Raw genomic sequence first — 18,887 nt, forward strand, 5'->3', positions numbered from 1 at the left:
TTATTTTTTTGCGAGGTTATCACTCGATTTAACTAATTCATCGTATATTGCTGTTGTTAAGCTATGGTCGCCTTTGCTGTCATGACCTGCTTCCCACAACATCATTCCGCCAAAGCCGTGATCGAGTGCTAAATCCGTCTTCTTTTTAATCGTTTCTACACCATTATAATGATATGTCGTTCCGTTCATACTAACCATATCCTTAGCTGCATTTGCAGGATCCTGATTGATGATGGCCGCATACGAGACCTGTTTAATGGCAGGGTCTTCAGGCTGAGCATAAAAAGGAACTCCTAAAACAAGCTTTTCTTTCGGCAAATTGTTTTGGTCAAACAAATTTGCCCAATAGTTTACTATTTTCTCCGTAAACGGATAAGGAGATAAATTCGCTGCGTTGTAACCGCCATCCCACTGGCCGTCATAGGCCATAATATTTACATGGTCGACATATTGGAAAGTAGAAGGTTCATAAACAACAAAGCCCATCTCGGTGCCTGTCACCGCATGAATTTTGGCATAAACCGCAATCGATAGTTCTTTACCTTTTGGATGAAGCTGATCACTTAGCTCTTTAGCAAATGCAGCCAAGTTTGCACCGTCGGCTTTTGAACGAGGGTGCTCAAAGTCTATATCAATACCGTCCAGTTGTTCACGGTCTGCAATACTAGTAAGTTCATTCACTAGTCTTGTTCTAGAGTCAGGATTACTGATGGCTGTTTTAAACGGCTCGTAGGATTCCCCGCCATTTATATGAAACCAGCCGCCAACCGCTAAGATTACTTTTGTATTGTGTTTGTCAGCTTCTTTAACCATCGCACGTAAATTATTGATGGCTGTATCACCATTTAGCAATATCCCTCCATCCGGTGTCGGATGTGCAAACGAGAAGATTGCATGTGTTAACTTGGAGTAATCAACCACATTCGGGTCGCGAAAATCCTGTACATACCCCAATAACACTTTTGATTCCTCAATACTTTCCTTTGGAATTGCTTTTTCTTCGGGATTTTTTACTGATTCTGAGGCTTTTTCTATTTTAAGCGGTTTTGACGCTTGTTCTGTTTTATTTTTGGAATATAACACTCCTGTAAATATTCCCCCTGTAAAGGTAATGAGGATTACCAGGGCAAGGAGGATTTTGCTTTTTTTCATAGATTGTATTCCTCCCTATTATTCTCTGACTTTAAAATTGTATCAAAAAATAAGAGGAGGATGTGTTGGTAATATCAACCTTGCGAAAAAATGGTAAATTGTGAGTCCTATTTATTTGTTAAATAAGCTCAAATATTGTCTAATTATAGTAAGACTTCTAGTGAAAAGGAGATTTACTTCTGTGTGGGCTGTTGGAATAGGAATTATTTTACTATATAATGTATTGATTTTTTACATTGGCTATAATATTTGGGTTTGGCTGAAGCAAATTAGTGGTGAACGAAAGAGTATAAAAATAATGTTCTGGGTTGTACTCGTTATTTTTGCTTATTCTTTTGTTTTCTCACGCTGGCTCGATGAGAGTTTGTTCTTCACTTGGCTCGGTGCTGCGTGGCTTTCGTTATTTTACTTTCTACTATTGCTGATACCTGTAGCCAATTTAGCGGTTTTTTTAAGAAGATTTACAAAGATACAGAAAAAGAAGTTTGTTAAATGGACAGGATACACCGTATTAATTGTGATTGTTGGTTCATTCTTATTCGGAATGTTTAATGCATACAGTCCGAAAGCGAAAGCCTATCAGATTACTATCCCGAAACAGGTAGATGGGAAACAAAGCTTGAAAATTATTATGGCATCGGATATGCATTTCGGAGATTTGTCCGGAAGCGGGCAGGCAAAAAAACTCGTTGAGTACATAAATACACAAAAACCTGACTTAGTACTTTTTCCAGGAGATATTATCGATGATGATATTACACCTTTTCTTGAAAAGGGAATTCCAGAGATACTAAAACAAATCCAAGCTCCTGTTTATGCTTCCTTAGGGAATCATGATCGTGATGACGTGGATCTTGTAAAGATTTTTAATAATAGCGGCATGAAGGTTTTAGATGACGAGGTCCTAAACCTTCCTGAAGGGATTGTCCTTGTGGGAAGGAAAGACAGGGGATATCAGGATGTTGTAAGAGCAGAGCTTCCGGAATTAATGAAGCAGGTCGATTTAAAGAAACCTATTTTTCTTCTTGAACATCAGCCATATGATTTAGATATTGCCGAAAAGAACGGGGTGGACCTTATTCTATCGGGTCACACACATCGGGGTCAGGTTGCACCCGGCAATCTCATAACGAATATGATTTTTGAAAACGACTTTGGCTATCTGAAAAAAGGGCAGCTCCAATCCATTGTTTCCTCCGGCTATGGTGTGTGGGGACTGCCGCTCCGAATTGGTACACGTTCAGAAATTGTCCAAATCAATGTTACATTTAACCCAATGAAATAAGTGAAAAAATCTATCTGGAAAACAGGTAGATTTTTTTCATTTCCAAACAATAGATAACTGACAGTGTTTTTTTTATTCTAATTGAATAGTATTTATTGATGACTGTGAGTTTTTATGAAAGCGCTTTATTTGTATAAAGGAGAGAAGCGAATGGGAAAATTATTGCCTTCAGAAGTTCAAGAAAAGTTATCCTCCGTTCCTGACTGGAGATTAACGGATGAAAAATGGATTGAGCGAAAGTATCGTTTTCGCGATTATTTAAAAGGAATTGAGTTTGTGAATCTTGCAGCAAACCTGTCTGAGCAGGTTAACCATCATCCATTTATTTCAATAGATTATAAGGTCGTAACCTTAAGAATTTCGTCATGGAATGCAAGGGGTTTAACTGCTTTAGATTTTGAATTAGCACTCAAATACGATGAATTTTACTTACAAACGAAAAGTTAATTTTCTTCTAGAGGGAGAGGTTCTATATGGGGGAAGCAAGGAAAATTCCGAGACACTTACAAAAATATGTGGTTGACCAGCAATATGAGAAATACACACCGATTGATCATGCGGTTTGGCGTTATGTAATGAGACAAAACCATAACTATTTAAAAGACACTGCTCATCAAGCGTATGTTGGCGGGTTAAAGTCCTCTGGGATATCGGTTGAGAAAATACCTAATGTAACAGATATGAACAAAGCGTTAGAGCCGTTCGGCTGGGGTGCAGCGAATATTGATGGTTTTATCCCCGGTGTTATCTTCTTCGACTTTCAAGCGCATGGTATCCTGCCGATAGCATCTGACATACGTAAACTAGAAAACATTCAATATACACCAGCACCTGACATTATTCATGAAGCGGCGGGTCATGCACCAATCCTTTGCGAGGAGAAATTCTCGGAATATGTAAAGCTTTTCGGACAAATTGGTTCAAAAGCATTGGCAACAAGTGAAGAGCATGAATTATTTGAAGCAGTCCGAACCTATTCGAATTTATTAGAAAGCGGAAAAGCAACCAAAGCAGAAATTGAGGAAGCTAAAACGACTATGGAAGAAAAACAAGCGGCTGTTACCGAATTATCAGAAGCTGAACAAATTTCCCGTTTATATTGGTGGACCGTTGAATACGGCCTTATTGGCAGTGTCGATCACCCACAAATATATGGAGCTGGATTGTTATCCTCTGTATCGGAAGGAAGAAGCAGTTTAACGGCTGCGGTTAAGAAAATTGCTTTTGACTTGCAAACTGTTATCGAAACTGGCTTTGATATTACCAAACCACAGCCGCAGCTTTTCGTTTGTGACAGCTTTGATCAATTAATCAATGCAGTGATGGAATTTTCAAAAACCATGGCATTTAACGTTGGTGGAACAAAAGGATTAGATAAAGCACTTCGTTCGAATCATACTGCTACGATTCAATATAGCTCAGGGCTGCAGCTAACAGGAACCTTACGTAACCTTATTAAAGGTGAAAATGGTGAAGCAATTTACATCCAAACAGAAGGTCCATCCGCATTGGCTTATCAAAATACCGAATTGACTGGTCATGGAAAAACGGCACATCAAGACGGATTCGGAGCTCCAATTGGAAAAATAGCAAAAAGCATAAAAGCAGTAGAACAGCTTAGTGATGATGAACTAGAAAGAATTGGAATAGAGATAGGAAAAAAATCGACGATCGTTTATGAGAGTGGTGTTAAGGTGGCAGGGACTCCACAACATTTCTATCGGAATGATGGCAAACTTCTGCTGATATCGTTTAAGGATTGTACGGTTTCATACGGAGAACAAACCTTATTCCATCAAGATTGGGGTACGTATGATTTGGCAATCGGTGAGTACATTACCTCAGTTTTTGCAGGCGCGGCGGATTCTGAGCAATATTATGCGGATTTAGAGGAAGTTGAAACCAAGCCACTTGTTAGAAGAGAATTATCTCAGTTAGAACAGTTGTATGGGAAGGTAAGAAATATACGTGAAAAACAGAAGGATGACATTGAACAAGTCATACTTGAGGTGATTAGTAAATTAAAGACTGATTATAAAGAAGATTGGTTATTACGAATTGAGGTAATGGAGTTGTTGGTGAAACATAAACTAATGCCAGACCAACAGTTATTACTAAAAAACCAGCTTGAAGATATAAAGCTTTTGCATGAAGAGTTTCCAGTGTTAATTGATAGAGGTCTTATGCTAACTAATACATGATGAATACAATAATCCTTGATGAATATCAATACACCACCCATTGAATATACTTATTAAAGGTTTAATCGATGGGCGGTTTTTCTATGGAAAATCAACTAAAAGAACTTTTCGGGGCGTGGATTCAAGCTGTAGGAACCGTTACAGCTGCTGTTGGAAGTACACCCTCCCTTAATGAAGATACACAAGAAAGTCTGAACTTATGGGGAAATGTCCTTCAAGGCACTGGTAATGCCTTAATTGCGGATGCACAAGAAGGATTCACCTTAGGAAAGCTTGGAAATGAAGCTCAAGCGATCGGCAATTCCACTGTTGTAGCTGGAATTCTATTGAATATTTCAGAAGAGAACAAGCTTAAGTTGGATATTAACGGAAATTTGCTGCAAGCAGTAGGGGGAGGTATCGCACTTCCGGAGGATTTACTTGATGATCCATCCACCATTAGAACACTTAATATTGTAGGAAATGTCTTACAGATTACTGGAAATTCAATGCAAGCTCTTGGCGGGGCTGAAGAGCTAAAAAGCCTTCGTGAAAAAAACGCTGATCGATTTAAAGGATATAGGGAAAGTAATGAGTCCAACCAATTAACCTCCAGCCAATCTTTAGGCATAAACGGTAGCTGGATACAAGCTGTTGGGTCAGTGATTTCAGCCATTGCTCAAACAAAGGAGAATATAGAAATGAACACCGAAGAAATAACGTGATAAGTTTAGAGAAGCTGGGGCACACTTAGTTAAAAAGAAGGTTAATATAGGTGAAATAGAATGAAATTACTATGTATAGATGGCGGTGGAATACGAGGAATTTTTGCCATTGCCATACTAAAAGCATTAGAAGAAGAAGTAGGTCAACCTGTTGGTGATTTGTTTGATGTAGTTGCTGGCACCAGTACTGGGTCAATCATCGCTGCCTCTGTTTCACTAAATAAAAACATGAAAGAGATATATGAGAGCTATAAGTATTTTGGCGGAAAGATCTTTACCAGGCAGGCAAAGGTGGGGCTATTTAAGAGTGTGTATAGTGACCGGGCGCTAAGACACCTGCTAAAACAAGCGTTTGGTGAAGTGACACTACAGGATATAACTAAGCCGCTGCTTATTCCTGCTGTCGACATTACTCATGGAAAACCGTTTACTCACCGGTCCAACTATGGTCATCCTGATTGTGATGATCTATCTATAAAAGTATGGGATGCAGTCCTTTCCTCCTGCTCGGCACCTGTCTATTTTCCTCCTAATAAAATAGGGGATCAATACTTATCTATTGATGGCGGGCTTTGGGCGAATAATCCTTCATTAGTCTGTCTGACAGAAGCGATTCATTTCTTCCAAAAAAGTATGAAGGAAATCAACATATTATCCATTGGTACGGGATTACAGAATATTGATTTTACAAACAAGAATGATAAATATTGGGGAATCAATCAATGGCTCCCGTTCCATTTACCTTCGATGAAGGTCACTCCAAAGCTTCTCGATTTGGCACTTCACTTATCTTCAGAATCCGTCTCTTATCATTGCCAGCTTCTTCTTAAAAAGAAATATCTTCGAATAAATGAAGATTTAGGGGAGGAAGTACCGTTCGATGAAGTGAAATATATGGATATACTTAGTGAATTAGGAAGAAGTGTTTTTTTAAAACAGAAAGATGAAATTCTTTCTTTTATAGAAAGTTAGGAACAAAACTCGCACTTTTAGAAGCGGCGGTTTTTTTGTTTGGTGACATTCAATATTTTTAACCTTTTGATACGATACTATTTTATGAGGTGAAGAGCATGTATAAACTGTTGTCACATAATGATTTAGATGGTGTCGGGTGTGGAATTCTAGCAAAGCTGGCCTTTGGGGAGGATGTAAAGGTTCGTTACAATTCCATTTCTGGTTTAAATCGAGAAGTAGAATGGTTTTTCGAAAATGATGATAAAAACACTTTTTTATTTATTACCGATTTGTCTGTAAATGAAAAAAATGAGCAGAGGATCAATGAGTTTTATCAAGCTGGTGGAAGAGTACAGTTAATCGATCATCATAAAACTGCGCTGCATTACAATGACTATCCGTGGGGGCATGTGGTCGTAGAAGATGAAGAAGGGAAATTGACTTCTGCAACCTCCTTATTGTATCACTATCTTCTTTCAAATCAGTTATTGGAAGAGTCATCAGCGATATCACAATTTGTTGAGCTGGTTAGACAATATGATACGTGGGAATGGGAAAAAAATAATAATCAGGATGCCCAGCGTCTAAATGCTTTATTTTTTCTCGTATCAATTGACGAATTTGAAGAAAAAATGATCAATCGTCTTCGGACAAGTGAACATTTTCATTTTGACGAATTTGAAAAGAAAATATTAGACATGGAAGAAGATAAAATTGACCGCTATATTCGCAGGAAACGACGCGAGCTGGTACAGACTGAACTGAATGGTCTTTTTGCAGGTGTGGTCTATGCTGAATCCTATCACTCCGAATTGGGAAATGAATTAGGGAAAGAATATCCACATCTTGATTATATAGCGATTTTAAATATTGGCGGCAAGCGGATGGGTTTCCGAACTATTCACGATCATATTGATGTTTCTGAAGTAGCAGGACAATATGGCGGAGGAGGGCATGCAAAGGCCTCGGGGTGTTCGTTAACCGAAGAAGCATATAAAAGTTTTGTAACCGAAACCTTTCACCTAGAACCGATTCCAGAGGACGCGAGACGAAATCGTTATAACCTTAAGGGTTCGGAGTTTGGTACATTGTATAAAAGCAGAAGAGAAGATTACTTCCTGCTTCATCAAGTAAATGTCCATGAATGGGCTATTCACAAAGGGCAAAAACGCTTGGAACAAACCTATGCCAATTTTGAAGACGGGGAAAGCTACTTGAAAAGAAATTATGAGGTCTGGTTAGTAAAAGACGACGATTTTGTTCAATACATCATGAAACAAGTTAAAAACCATATTCACTGAAAAAACCACTACAGAACGAACTAATGTTCTGTAGTGGTTTTTTAAAGGGAATTATTGTTTTAGTTGATTTAAATCCGTAATGCATTCCTGAACAAGTGTAACTGCCTGACTCATAGCGGCTCCTCCGCCAAATGCAGCCGTAACACCAACCGCTTCGAGGATTTCCTGTTCAGAACATCCTTGGTCGAGACATCCCTTAGTATGATAAATAATACAATATTCATCTTGTGTATAAAGGCTAATGCCTAATGCAATCAATTGCTTTTCTCGTTGAGATAAAGCACCTTCTTTAAAGCACTCTTCAGTAAATGCATTGAAGTGTTTAGCAAATTCTGGCATTTTTTGAGTAAATACACCTAACCCGGATTTGTACTCGTGTAAGGCAGCTTCGGTAGAATTTCTTGCTTCAAATTCCATTCTTATGTTCAACTCCATTTCTAATAATCATGAATCCAAAATTAGTATGAGCAAACAAAGAATGGATTAACCAACATTACTAGTTGTTGTGGTAGTTTTTAAAATAGGATGTTAAAGAGCAAGGGGGTCTTTCCATTTCAGGCACAAATGCACTAAGTTTCGTTAAAAAATAACAGGACTCAGGAAAATGATGTTCTAAGAACCGTAGCGTTGTCGCATTTAAAACTTCTTTTCCTTTATAAAGCTTAATCACATGCTCCACCAATTGGTTAAATGAAAGGACCGTTCCACTAACTTCACGTGCAAAGGCGATCTGTACAGGAAAATGAGGAGGCATAAACCGTAAATACCCTTTAATTGCGTCATTTTTTAAAATATGTGCTGAGAATAGCTTACTTAGTGTATTTACTTTTTCGTGAAGGATAAGTTCGACACCATCAAGTGCGCGATTTAATAATGAAGCATGACCAAGCTGGTCCTCTAACCAAAGGTCTAATAAATCAACTAATGGAAGTGGGGGATAATCTGTTCCATTCATAAAATATTGCAGTATCCGCAAATATTCCCCGTTTTCATTTAAGGTGCCATTAAAATATGTTGGGGTAATGTTAATTAGAATTTTATTATTTAATTGCAGGTTAAGGATTCTTCCTTCAAAGCGGTAATAATCAAAGGAAACTTGAGCAGATAGCTTTGAAAATTCAACCAATGCCTGTGAATTTACCGGATTCGTTTTTGGAATTTGTTCTAGTCTGTTTCTTACTTTTGTGAATCTCCCAATAAACACTGCCGCTTCCTCCACAAGGTTTACTTCGACTGATGATAAATAATCCCGCACAAAAATCGCATGATCCAAGAGTATATTGACCCAAAAATAATGCTCTTCCCAAGGAGAAAATGGATTTAGATTTTTCACCGGTAACCTCCTTTAGTCGCAATTTGCCTTCTTAATACAAATTATTATTCAACCTTATATTAAATGTATAAATTACCATTGTTAGCAAAAAATAAAAGAAAAAGATGGGGCGGGTGCGAATGCGGAAGGATCGCAATCGCTTTTTGAAGGATTTCAAACTGCAGAGGCAATTAAGTAATAGATTTAGTTCCACTGAAGAACCAAATTTAAACGGAGAATCTATTTTACAGCAATTTGTTGACAGTTTTAATAATAGTTCTGATTTGAGTGTCACAGAGTTTCCGCATTTAACAGTAAAAATTTATTACTTTGGTTATCTGATTAATAAGGATTATTATGAAAAATTTTTATCAAAACTTAGAAATATAATGCCAGAAGAGTTACAGCCTTTTTTAAATCATTCAGAATTTAAAGTACTTACAGATATGAATAGTATTGAAGATGCCATATTGTCTGGAAGTGCTATCATTTTTACCGAAAAAAATACCTATGAGCTCCCTTTTAAAGAGGGGACGGGTCGTTCTATTTCTCAATCTGAATCAGAAACGGTCATTCTTGGTTCACATGATTCATTTGTGGAATCTGTTGATGTAAATTTATCTCTTATAAGGAAACGAGTGATGAGTTCCCAACTCAAGACGATAAAATTGCATGTAGGTAAAACGTCAAAAAGAACTGTTTATTTACTATATATTGAAGGTGTTGCTTCAGATAAAGATTTAGAAGAAATTAAAAAAAGGATTTTATCGGTTCATAACGATGGGATTGCAGATACGAATATGCTTGTTCAAATTATAGATGAACATCCAAATTCACCATTTCCTCAGTTTTATACCACAGAAAGACCAGACGTAACGGTATATAAATTGTTTGAGGGAAAAATCGTAGGGCTAATGGACACCAGTCCGTTTGCCTTTTGTACACCTGTCAGTTTTTTTGACTTTATGGAATCCATGGATGATTTCGGGCAAAGATGGATTGTCAGCACATTCATCAAAGTAACGCGGTATATTGCGATTTTAGTTACCTTGTTGTTTACTGCCTTATATGTAGCCGTTACTACCTATCACTATGAGATGATTCCTCAGGCATTACTTCCGACATTACTGGAGTCACGCAGTAAAGTGCCATTTCCCCCTGTAATTGAAGCACTTTTTTTAGAATTTTTGTTAGAGCTGCTGCGAGAAGCAGGAGCCAGGCTTCCAACAAAAGTTGGACAAACAATTGGTATTGTCGGTGGTATTGTAATTGGGCAGGCCGCTGTACAGGCAGGGATTACCAGCAATATTCTCATTATTGTAGTAGCAGCCTCTGCCATCGCGTCATTTGTGATACCCAGTTATTTATTAAGTGGATCGATAAGAATTGTGCGTTTTGGATTTATCATCCTTACTGGATTTTGGGGTAATATTGGAATTGTTTTTGGAATGGGGATATTAATTATCCATTTAAGCAGCCTGACTAATTTAAACTCACCTTACTTACTGCCAATATCGCCGATGTATCCAAAGTTCTTCAAATACTCATTAATAAGGGGACCTATTAAGAAAAAAGCCGAAAGGGGTTAACCACAAATGAAAGAAAAGTTATCACCCTTTCAAGCTTCGATTTTGGTTTATTTAATTCAGTCTGGTGTTACAATATTTACTTTACCCAGGCTTGTCGCAGAAGCCTTTGGGACAAACGGCTGGATTGGACTTATCTTCGTCTTTCTTATTGTAAATATCAATCTAGTTCTCATTTGGCTCGTATATAAAATAAGCAAAGGGAAGTCCTTCTTTGAAATCATATCTATTTTTCCTAAATGGATAACATTGCCAGTTAATTTATTTATTGCCGTCGTATGGATGCTGCTAGGGGTATTTGTGATGGTTAAGTTTTCAATGATCCTAAAAGTCTTGTTCTACCAAAACGCATCCCTTTTTTACTTTTTCTCTATGGGTTACATTTTATCGTATTTGCTTCTGAAAAAGGACCTTTATCAAATTGCTAAATCAACGGTGGTATTATTTTATTTTTCGATTTGGACCGTGTTTCTATTAGCCTTCCACCTTCCGGAATTTAGCTTTATTCGGCTTACACCGTTTATTTTTAAAGGTGATACGGACATGGCACAAGGAGGATTGTCTATTTTCACAGCCCTTTTAGGTTATGAACTGTCCATTTTATTTATCCATTTGATAGAGAGGAAACAATTAACATCGCTTATAGTTGGGAATTCCATTACCTCCATAGTTTATTTGGGTGTGACCTTCGTCAGTTTTGGTTTTTTCAGCTTTGATCAATTGTTAAGGGAAATGTACCCGGTGGTAACGCTGCTGGGATACATATCTTTTCCAGTCCTTGAACGCGTAGAAAGTTTTACTTTTTCAATTTTTGGTTTAAAGGTGCTGATGACGACCGTCATGTATTTATGGGGGACAAAAGAATTATTACACTATCAATTTAAAAAGATAAAATCAAACTATCTCTTAATTGGGATTCTGATAATCAGTTTTTTGGTTTCCTTTATTCCAAAGGTTATAAAGGATGTTGAACAATGGTTAAAGTATATTACATATGCAGCTACTGCAATTGCCTTTATATTACCAATTCTATTAATAATTATTGTTCTATTTACGAGAAAAATGAACAGGAAGCCAGCCAATGATTAAGGTAATCGTGATAATTATGATATTTGTTCTGAGTGGATGTGCGGAGCAGAGAATCATCGATGATTTAGCGCTAATTAACGCTGTAGGTTATGATGTTACGGATAACGAAAAGAATCCCTTAAAGTTAACCGTTACCTTTCCATTCATTACAAAGGATGGAAATTATGATAGAAAAACGATTATAGTTGAAGGTAAATCAAGTAAAGAGGCAAGGGAAAAAGTAAGATTGAAGACAAACTTAAGACTTGAAAGCGGGCAAGTTCGTGTTTCTCTGTATGGCCAAGAGGTGGCGAAACAAGGAATGTTACCATATATACAATCGTTAGTTCGTGATCCAAGTATCGGGACAAGAGCGAAATTGGCATTAGCAGAAGATAAAGCCAGTGATGTTTTAATGCTGCAAATTAAAAGCGAGGGGCAAAACGCTACTTATTTGGAGCAGTTTTTAACGAAATTAAATCGAGAAAACTTACGGACAAATTATAATATTTATCAATTCCTAAGGGACTACTTTGATGACGGAATAGATCCAATCCTGCCGGTCTTTAAAGTTGAAAAAAATAACATTGTCTATAATGGCATAGGTTTATTCCATGAAGACAAACTTGTCAAAATCCTTAAACCTTCTGAAGCCAAATATCTTTTCCTTTTTCGAGAAGAGATGAATGAAGGTACTTTCGTCGAGCAAATTGACGTAGGAGAGGATGAAATAGTGTCAATCATGCTTAATTATGAACTTAGAAAACACCGAGTTCATGTTCAATCAACATCAAAAAATTCAAAGAAAGCCTTAATCTATATAGAATTAATAGGGGATGTAATTGAATATACCGGGAAAGAAGAAATTTCAGATCCAAAAATTCAGAAAAAAATAGAAAATATTATTACCAAGAAAATTAATCAGGAGGGTAAGGAGCTTATCGTAAAGTTGCAGAAACTCGAAGTAGACTCACTTGGTATTAATCGATATGTACGTAATAAAATGAACTATAAAGAATGGAAAGCATTAGATAAGTACCAATCTTACCAGGATATGAACATAAATATCGAGGCAAATATTATTATAAACAGTTCAGGAAAATGGAAGTAGAGTGGTTTTCTGTAGAAGCTGTACAGTTTTCTGTATTCAAATTTTAAAACTTTAGAAAAAATCATCTATTATTTGTAAGAATTTTCTATATAATAGAATGAGGTGGGAGCACTACAGTGTATCTGCAGTGTTCTTTTTTATAGAGAAAAAGATGGAGGGGAACATTCTATGTCTAATGAAAATGAGGTTTTATTAGATAAAGGCAAACAAAAGGATCCTAAATTGAAAGCAGTAAGGAAAGAGGGAGAACCGACTCCGGCTTTCATTGGGGCTTCCTGGGGTGCACTGTTAGTAGGTGTTACGGCTTATTTCATAGGCTTGTTTAACGCAGAGATGCAATTAAATGAAAAAGGATATTACTTTTCCGTTTTAATATTCGGGCTCTATGCAGCGGTTTCTTTACAGAAAGCAGTTAGAGATAAAGATGAGGGAATTCCGGTTACGAATATTTATTATGGTATTAGCTGGCTGGCACTAATCGTCTCTATTTCATTAATGGGCATCGGTTTATACAATGCAGGCAGTATTGATTTGAGCGAAAAGGGATTCTATGGGATGTCTTTTGTTCTTAGTTTATTTGCAGCGATTACGGTTCAAAAGAATATTCGAGATACACAGAGGGCAAGAGAACGAGATTGAGTATTAGCTGAGCTTTTGAAGTAAAAACGACAGAAACAGAATCTGTCGTTTTTTTTGTTATTGGATTATTTATTTATTATTGAATTTACGTATTCTTGAACCATTTCAGTGGTAACATTTTTTCTAAGTGAGATGATTCGCAAATTAATTCTGTTCATTTTATTAGTGACTTCATTAATTTTATCTGTTGTAAAAGGTTTTCCTTGTTTACATAACTTAACAGCTTCTTCTATATATTTTTCACGAAGTTCGTCTAAAGCTTTAAACTCTTGGTAACTTTGATTTTGATTTTTCGCATGTTTAATTAAGTCTTTATGTACGCTCATGATTACACTCCTCCATATTAACTTTTTTTATCATAACATAATTTAAAAGGAAGGAGACAAAGCACGTAAGCAAGATTTTTGTTTTTATTGGTGTAAGTGCTATTATTTTTATATCGATTAAAGGAGATGCTTCTATGGTAAATGAAATTGACTTAAATGAAACCACGATTAAAGTTAACAAGTATGATGAAGAAAAAGAAGGTCATTTACATAAAATTTCAGTCGAATTTAATGTAACCAGTGAGGATTATCATGATATCACAACGCTTTTGTACAACGGTACATTTGATGTGAAAGTTCCTGAGCGGGATTTATCATTTAGAGCAAGTATTCAGCAATACTCTACATCATTTACAAATTTATATATAAAAGGTCAAGTCGGACAGTTTAAGTTACAGTTACTGGAAGTAAATGAATAGGAAGGAGGGTGGAGTGGGAAATGAGGTTAAGCATTTTGGATCAAGCACCCATATCTTCTAATCAGAGTGCATCTGATGCACTTAAGGCATCGATGGAGTTAGCTAAAGCTGGTGAAAACTTAGGGTATACGCGATTTTGGATTGCGGAACATCATGATTTACCAGGACTTGCATGTCCGGCACCGGAAGTAATGTTAGGTTATATTGGAGCAAATACAAAACACATTAGGATCGGCTCAGGGGCAGTATTATTACCGCATTATAAACCATATAAAGTTGCCGAGGTATACAATATGCTGGCTACCCTATTTCCTGATAGAGTCGATGTTGGGATTGGAAGAGCTCCAGGTGGTTCAGCAGAAGCAACCAATGCTTTATCTGATAACTTTTTACAGCAGGTGTGGAATATGCCGAAATCAGTAAAAGATCTACTGTATTTTATAGACAATACTTTGCCGCCTGAACATCCGCATGCGAAAGTGTCAGCATCACCGATCCCATCAGTTCCACCAATGCCTTGGCTGCTTGGTACAAGTAAAAAAAGTGCCATACTCGCTGCAGAAAACGGACTTGCGTACGCATTTGGACAGTTCATGAGTGACCAAGATGGTGCTGCTATTATTGAGCAATACAGACATTATTTTCAACCAAGGAAACCAAATGAAGTTCCACAAGTAATTGTTACAGTGTCAGTTATTTGTGCAGAAACATCAGAAAAAGCTGAAGATGTGGCTTTAAGTTCACTCGTATGGGGGCTTCAAAGAAAAAGAGGAGAAGGGCAGAGAGGTGTTCCTTCCATCCAAGAAGCGAAGGATTATCTTCAAAATGATAAAACTCTATTAAATGAGATGAAGGAAAGTATGATCATCGGTAATCCTCAACAAGTAAAAAAGAGAATAGAGAATCTGCAGGTCCGATATAACGCAGATGAAATTATGATTGTAACCATCACATATTCACCGGCAGATAAAATTCAATCTTATAAATTGATTGCAGAAGAGATTTTACATAATACTGAATGTTAGAAGGAGGGAGAATAGATACAGGGCTTAGTGGGACTCGCACCCACAAAATACACAACAGTTTACGTTTGAAACTGTCGGTCGCTCTATAATTGAGCTACAAGCCCTGTTTTTATTTTGGTTTTAATAGCAAATATTATTCATTCATTTTCTTGGTTTCAATTTAGCAATTTCCTCAGTCACAACAAATGCTAAATCATCATTGCCAAACAATGATAAAACACCAAGAAGTGTTTCATCACCAATTTCTCCAGCCTCGTCTTTAGGTACGACTAATTCCATTGCTTCTTTTAATGCCTCGTTCGCCGCCTGATTGGGATAGGCACGCAAATACAATTCCTCAGGATTTAAATCTTGGTTAATACACCATTGAGCAAATACGAGGATCATCATTTTTTCCTCGCCTTGATAGTTCTGAATAATTTTTTCTTCTAACTGTTTTTGATCCATTAAGAAAACTCCTTTAAAGGCATAATAAATTTATTATATCGGATTTACATGATTCACAGAATGAATTTGAGAAGATTGACTCAATTTACATTGATAATATTTAATGGATTGGTGAAAAATAGTGATTAGAAAAGGAGGAATTGCGAATGTCTGTAAAAAAGTGGTTATCAGGATTAATGGTTTTGCTTGCAATGATTGTGATTGTGACAACATCAGGCTCACTCGGCGTATTTGCCGAATCCCGTGTTGCGACACATCCTATGGAGACGGTGAAAGCGATTGAGGTCCAGTTGAACGATGATTACTTTAATCCAAAAGTTATCACTATTCCCAATGGAAGTACGACAACGTTGTTATTGAAAAACGTAGGTAAGAAAGAACACACCTTCACAGTGAAAGAGCTTGGAATTGATGCTGAAGTCCAGCCAGGAAAAGAAAAAACCATTACCGTGAAACCGGAAAAGCCAGGTACATATGAACTGATATGCCGGTACCATTTCAATGAAGGAATGGTTGGAAAAGTAATAGTTAAATAACAAGCAGGGCCAATCAGGCCTTGCTTTTGTTATGGGTAACTCTGTTTTTTAAACAAAGATAACTGTATTTTTACTACAATAGTTTTCAGAAAATAAATACAATTTAATGTGTAAGCGATTTCAGATTAACGCAAGAGAGGTGAATCGATGGTCAAACATCTTTGAAGGTAGTTTAAGTTCTCTTTTTATCTAAAAATGTTAACGTTAACATTCCTTTTCTTTGCCTAATATTATTTTCAGTCTGGGGGAAAACCATGTTTAAAAAATCTAAAACGATACTTGCTACTGTTCTATCACTATCAATGATAGCTGAATTTGTTCCATTAAAACAACCTGTGTTTGCTGAAACTGAAGTACATACTTCAGCCCTATCCGCCCCAAGTGGAATAGAAATCCCTTCTGTATCCCAAACGTCTATTTCATTAAAGTGGCAAGCAGTAAACGGGGCTGAAAGTTTTAATATTTATCGAACACAATTAGGTTATAAGGATTATAAATTGATTGGTAACTCACAAACGACCAATTTTACTGATGAAAGTGTTGAAAGCGATTCTAGTTATTTATATAAGGTTTCAGCAGTAAGTGCTGCAGGAGAAGGGGACCGATCTGCAGAGGTTTTAGGTATGACACAATGGTCCTTTCCTAACCTAATTAGCAAAATTGATATTAGCGCAGCAGGCACAGGAAATAGGATGCGTATTGGTGACATGAACGGAGACGGCCGTCAAGATATTTTAATGGTGCAGCCTGCCTTAGTTAGAGATGATGCTCGGAACCCTCGATATGTAGGACATTTGGCAGCGTATGATATTGAAGGGAACTTATTGTGGCAGCAAGGAACGGTTGATCCGAGAGTGACAACGAGCGGAGCCGATGAGCCTGCTCAGATTTATGATATTGACGCTGATGGTGAAAATGAGGTATTGACCGTCATGCAACTAGCTGAAGATACAGAAAAGTATTTTTACATTTTTGACGGGAAGACAGGTGAGATAGAGAAAAAGCATAAACTTCCAGATCAAAGAGCGCATGATGCTATTTTTATCGCAAATTTCTCAGGTAACAAAACGCCACAAGACATCTTATTGAAGGATAGATATTCAAAGATTTGGGCGATGGATAAGGATTTTAACCAACTATGGTATTATCCAGGAAACACTGGTCATAGCTTGCTACCTTATGACTTTGACGGGGATGGAAGAGATGAACTAGTGAACAACTATTCCTTAATTTCTCACGATGGGAAAGAGATCTGGAGAAAGAATTTACCGGATCATGTTGATACTCACTGGGTAGCCGATATAAACGGTGATGGAAAACAGGAAATCATTCTTGGTGGTTCCGATACTTATGCTTTCGACTTTGAGGGTAACCAACTATTTAGAAATGGGGATACAGTAGAGCCACAACAAATATTAGTAGGTGAGTACCGTGTAGACTCTCCTGGCCTGGAGCTTGCAGGACTAGATAGAGTCAACAGAGGGAATCCAGGTCAGGATGGAATGTTCCTGTTTACTTCAAATGGCGAAACTTTATACCATGAACAACGTGCTAAAGGAGATTGGGGAAGTATCGTACGTCCTCTAGACAACTGGACAGGAAGTTATACACCACTGATCACGACATATAGAAGAGGGATAGATGCAGACAATCCGAATGGAATTGTACCAAAACTATATGATGGATACTTTAATCCGATTGTTACCTTTAACGGACATACGGATGCAAAAGAGCAAGTAATGGTAGCAGACATGAGTGGAGATTCTAGGGATGAGTTAATTGTTTATAACCTTACAGGAGAACTTGCTGTATATATTTACTCTAATGGTACCAGCAATTTAAGGGAGCATATTTCTGGTGTAACACGCATGCCAGATTTCAGAAACTACAACTTTAGCAGATATGATTCCAGAAGATACGATTTAACCATTAAAAACCTTGTTCCTGCCGGGATAAAGGCTTCGGTAAACAATCGTGCCGATATAGATGTAAGCTGGATTCCAATACTAGGTGTAGAAAACTACAATATTTATCGTTCATCAACTGAAAATGGCGAATATACGAAGGTTGGATCTTCTACCATCCCAGAGTTTACTGATCGTACTGCACCTTTAGGTACTTCTTATTACAAAGTAACGGCTGTTAACAGCGAAGGGGAGTCTAATTTACCGATAGTTGCTTCCAGCGAAACGATTCAATCGAGTGGAATTCTTGCACCTCTAAAAACGGATGGATCTGCCAGTTACAAGGCAGGTAGTACACTACCAGTTAAGTTCCAGTTAACAGATAAAACAGGTAGCTACCTTCCTTTAGCAACTGCTAAGATCTATGTGGAAGACTCTAATGGATTATCTACAAGTGCAGCGGTAGAAGATCATCAATTCCGCTATAATTCTACTGAAAATCAATATATTTTTAATCTTAACACGAAGTCAATGTCAGTAGGTAAATACAAAATAAGAGTTGATGTGGGTGACCGTACCATTTATACTTTTCAAATATTCTTAAAATAAGCAGTTAAAAATAAAAAGAGGCTAGCACCAAAAGTGTAATTTTTTGGTGCTGGCCTCTTTTATATAAATGTTAACCCGTCGACTATTCATCTTTTATTTAGAACATGTTACATTCTGTCTCAACCATAGAACAAAAACACGATGAAATTGCCGGCATACCCTTAAGAAGAAGTTCATATATTATTTCTTTAAAATATACGGTAGCAAAAATAATACAATAGATCAGTTTCTTGAATTCAGGTGAAGTTGGGAGAAGGGGGAGTTTAATGAACAATTAGAGCTAGAATTATGGTAAATCTTTATCTGAT

At 37.1% G+C, this 18,887-nt stretch carries 19 protein-coding genes and 1 pseudogene; 14 read left to right on the forward strand and 6 right to left on the reverse strand.

Features of this window, described 5'->3' with window-relative positions:
* Nucleotides 1-1,152, reverse strand: coding sequence for a glycoside hydrolase family 18 protein (locus ABC255_RS15170; RefSeq protein WP_412994700.1), 1,152 nt, complete (start codon nt 1,150-1,152; stop codon nt 1-3).
* A 181-nt stretch (nt 1,153-1,333) separates the two neighbouring features.
* On the opposite strand from ABC255_RS15170, the gene ABC255_RS15175 reads away from it, so the two are divergent.
* From ABC255_RS15175 to ABC255_RS15200, 6 genes are all read left to right on the forward strand, one after another.
* Complete coding sequence (locus ABC255_RS15175; protein WP_412994701.1) at nt 1,334-2,437, forward strand: metallophosphoesterase; 1,104 nt, start codon at nt 1,334-1,336, stop codon at nt 2,435-2,437.
* A 150-nt stretch (nt 2,438-2,587) separates the two neighbouring features.
* On the forward strand, nt 2,588-2,884 hold the full coding sequence (locus ABC255_RS15180; protein WP_412994703.1) for a 4a-hydroxytetrahydrobiopterin dehydratase: 297 nt from the start codon (nt 2,588-2,590) through the stop codon (nt 2,882-2,884).
* Between the two features lie 26 nt (nt 2,885-2,910).
* The gene (locus tag ABC255_RS15185) at nt 2,911-4,638 is read left to right on the forward strand and encodes an aromatic amino acid hydroxylase (protein ID WP_412994704.1); all 1,728 of its coding nucleotides are present in this window, start codon (nt 2,911-2,913) and stop codon (nt 4,636-4,638) included.
* An 83-nt stretch (nt 4,639-4,721) separates the two neighbouring features.
* Nucleotides 4,722-5,342 (forward strand): DUF6944 family repetitive protein, encoded by a 621-nt coding sequence (locus tag ABC255_RS15190; protein WP_412994705.1) that lies wholly within the window; start codon nt 4,722-4,724, stop codon nt 5,340-5,342.
* 60 nt (nt 5,343-5,402) lie between these two features.
* Nucleotides 5,403-6,314 (forward strand): CBASS cGAMP-activated phospholipase, encoded by a 912-nt coding sequence (locus tag ABC255_RS15195; RefSeq protein ID WP_412994707.1) that lies wholly within the window; start codon nt 5,403-5,405, stop codon nt 6,312-6,314.
* Between the two features lie 98 nt (nt 6,315-6,412).
* The gene (locus ABC255_RS15200; RefSeq protein ID WP_412994708.1) at nt 6,413-7,597 is read left to right on the forward strand and encodes a DHH family phosphoesterase; all 1,185 of its coding nucleotides are present in this window, start codon (nt 6,413-6,415) and stop codon (nt 7,595-7,597) included.
* 51 nt (nt 7,598-7,648) lie between these two features.
* Here ABC255_RS15200 and ABC255_RS15205 read toward each other — a convergent pair whose 3' ends face one another.
* Together ABC255_RS15205 and ABC255_RS15210 are read right to left on the reverse strand one after the other, a co-directional pair.
* Entirely contained in the window at nt 7,649-8,014 is a 366-nt protein-coding gene (locus tag ABC255_RS15205; RefSeq protein ID WP_335536221.1) for a carboxymuconolactone decarboxylase family protein, read from the reverse strand.
* 79 nt (nt 8,015-8,093) lie between these two features.
* Nucleotides 8,094-8,930, reverse strand: coding sequence for a DUF2935 domain-containing protein (locus ABC255_RS15210; RefSeq protein WP_412994709.1), 837 nt, complete (start codon nt 8,928-8,930; stop codon nt 8,094-8,096).
* Nucleotides 8,931-9,049: 119 nt separating this feature from the next.
* Here ABC255_RS15210 and ABC255_RS15215 point away from each other — a divergent pair, with 119 nt between their 5' ends.
* The 4 genes from ABC255_RS15215 to yiaA all read left to right on the forward strand — a co-directional run bounded on the left by ABC255_RS15215 (nt 9,050) and on the right by yiaA (nt 13,313).
* Nucleotides 9,050-10,498, forward strand: a complete 1,449-nt coding sequence (locus tag ABC255_RS15215) for a spore germination protein (protein ID WP_412994711.1) — start codon at nt 9,050-9,052, stop codon at nt 10,496-10,498.
* A 6-nt stretch (nt 10,499-10,504) separates the two neighbouring features.
* Nucleotides 10,505-11,584 carry a GerAB/ArcD/ProY family transporter gene (locus ABC255_RS15220; RefSeq protein ID WP_412994713.1) on the forward strand — a complete coding sequence of 360 codons (1,080 nt, stop codon included), beginning with the start codon at nt 10,505-10,507 and terminating at the stop codon, nt 11,582-11,584.
* Complete coding sequence (locus ABC255_RS15225; protein ID WP_412994715.1) at nt 11,577-12,674, forward strand: Ger(x)C family spore germination protein; 1,098 nt, start codon at nt 11,577-11,579, stop codon at nt 12,672-12,674. The genes ABC255_RS15220 and ABC255_RS15225 overlap by 8 nt, the downstream gene beginning before the upstream one ends.
* Before the next feature lie 168 nt (nt 12,675-12,842).
* Nucleotides 12,843-13,313, forward strand: a complete 471-nt coding sequence (yiaA, locus tag ABC255_RS15230; RefSeq protein WP_412994717.1) for an inner membrane protein YiaA — start codon at nt 12,843-12,845, stop codon at nt 13,311-13,313.
* A 65-nt stretch (nt 13,314-13,378) separates the two neighbouring features.
* On the opposite strand, the gene ABC255_RS15235 is transcribed toward yiaA, so the two are convergent.
* Complete coding sequence (locus tag ABC255_RS15235) at nt 13,379-13,639, reverse strand: DUF2533 family protein (protein WP_412994719.1); 261 nt, start codon at nt 13,637-13,639, stop codon at nt 13,379-13,381.
* 134 nt (nt 13,640-13,773) lie between these two features.
* Here ABC255_RS15235 and ABC255_RS15240 point away from each other — a divergent pair, with 134 nt between their 5' ends.
* The gene (locus ABC255_RS15240; protein ID WP_412994720.1) at nt 13,774-14,058 is read left to right on the forward strand and encodes a DUF3219 family protein; all 285 of its coding nucleotides are present in this window, start codon (nt 13,774-13,776) and stop codon (nt 14,056-14,058) included.
* A 20-nt stretch (nt 14,059-14,078) separates the two neighbouring features.
* A complete protein-coding gene (locus tag ABC255_RS15245; protein ID WP_412994722.1) occupies nt 14,079-15,083 on the forward strand; it encodes an LLM class flavin-dependent oxidoreductase in 1,005 nt (334 codons plus the stop codon).
* Between the two features lie 19 nt (nt 15,084-15,102).
* Here the strand turns inward: ABC255_RS15245 and ABC255_RS15250 are convergent.
* Nucleotides 15,103-15,187 (reverse strand): annotated as a pseudogene (locus ABC255_RS15250).
* Nucleotides 15,188-15,224: 37 nt separating this feature from the next.
* Nucleotides 15,225-15,530: a hypothetical protein gene (locus tag ABC255_RS15255; RefSeq protein WP_335531127.1), complete on the reverse strand. Its 306-nt coding sequence runs from the start codon at nt 15,528-15,530 to the stop codon at nt 15,225-15,227.
* Nucleotides 15,531-15,676: 146 nt separating this feature from the next.
* Between ABC255_RS15255 and ABC255_RS15260 the strand changes: the two genes are divergently transcribed.
* The gene (locus tag ABC255_RS15260; RefSeq protein ID WP_412994724.1) at nt 15,677-16,066 is read left to right on the forward strand and encodes a cupredoxin domain-containing protein; all 390 of its coding nucleotides are present in this window, start codon (nt 15,677-15,679) and stop codon (nt 16,064-16,066) included.
* A gap of 254 nt (nt 16,067-16,320) precedes the next feature.
* Entirely contained in the window at nt 16,321-18,579 is a 2,259-nt protein-coding gene (locus tag ABC255_RS15265; protein ID WP_412994726.1) for a PxKF domain-containing protein, read from the forward strand.
* The last annotated feature ends 308 nt before the right edge of the window (nt 18,580-18,887 follow it).

Source organism: Neobacillus canaveralius (assembly GCF_047237705.1).
Taxonomy (GTDB): Bacteria; Bacillota; Bacilli; order Bacillales; family Cytobacillaceae; genus Neobacillus; species Neobacillus niacini_K.

Bases quoted from the DNA above. Each gene is read 5' to 3' on its own strand.
- ABC255_RS15170 (WP_412994700.1), bottom strand. From the start codon at position 1,152: ATGAAAAAAAGCAAAATCCTCCTTGCCCTGGTAATCCTCATTACCTTT.
- ABC255_RS15180 (WP_412994703.1), top strand. From the start codon at position 2,588: ATGGGAAAATTATTGCCTTCAGAAGTTCAAGAAAAGTTATCCTCCGTT.
- ABC255_RS15185 (WP_412994704.1), top strand. From the start codon at position 2,911: ATGGGGGAAGCAAGGAAAATTCCGAGACACTTACAAAAATATGTGGTT.
- ABC255_RS15190 (WP_412994705.1), top strand. From the start codon at position 4,722: ATGGAAAATCAACTAAAAGAACTTTTCGGGGCGTGGATTCAAGCTGTA.
- ABC255_RS15195 (WP_412994707.1), top strand. From the start codon at position 5,403: ATGAAATTACTATGTATAGATGGCGGTGGAATACGAGGAATTTTTGCC.
- ABC255_RS15200 (WP_412994708.1), top strand. From the start codon at position 6,413: ATGTATAAACTGTTGTCACATAATGATTTAGATGGTGTCGGGTGTGGA.
- ABC255_RS15205 (WP_335536221.1), bottom strand. From the start codon at position 8,014: ATGGAATTTGAAGCAAGAAATTCTACCGAAGCTGCCTTACACGAGTAC.
- ABC255_RS15215 (WP_412994711.1), top strand. From the start codon at position 9,050: ATGCGGAAGGATCGCAATCGCTTTTTGAAGGATTTCAAACTGCAGAGG.
- ABC255_RS15220 (WP_412994713.1), top strand. From the start codon at position 10,505: ATGAAAGAAAAGTTATCACCCTTTCAAGCTTCGATTTTGGTTTATTTA.
- ABC255_RS15225 (WP_412994715.1), top strand. From the start codon at position 11,577: ATGATTAAGGTAATCGTGATAATTATGATATTTGTTCTGAGTGGATGT.
- yiaA (WP_412994717.1), top strand. From the start codon at position 12,843: ATGTCTAATGAAAATGAGGTTTTATTAGATAAAGGCAAACAAAAGGAT.
- ABC255_RS15235 (WP_412994719.1), bottom strand. From the start codon at position 13,639: ATGAGCGTACATAAAGACTTAATTAAACATGCGAAAAATCAAAATCAA.
- ABC255_RS15240 (WP_412994720.1), top strand. From the start codon at position 13,774: ATGGTAAATGAAATTGACTTAAATGAAACCACGATTAAAGTTAACAAG.
- ABC255_RS15245 (WP_412994722.1), top strand. From the start codon at position 14,079: ATGAGGTTAAGCATTTTGGATCAAGCACCCATATCTTCTAATCAGAGT.
- ABC255_RS15255 (WP_335531127.1), bottom strand. From the start codon at position 15,530: ATGGATCAAAAACAGTTAGAAGAAAAAATTATTCAGAACTATCAAGGC.
- ABC255_RS15260 (WP_412994724.1), top strand. From the start codon at position 15,677: ATGTCTGTAAAAAAGTGGTTATCAGGATTAATGGTTTTGCTTGCAATG.
- ABC255_RS15265 (WP_412994726.1), top strand. From the start codon at position 16,321: ATGTTTAAAAAATCTAAAACGATACTTGCTACTGTTCTATCACTATCA.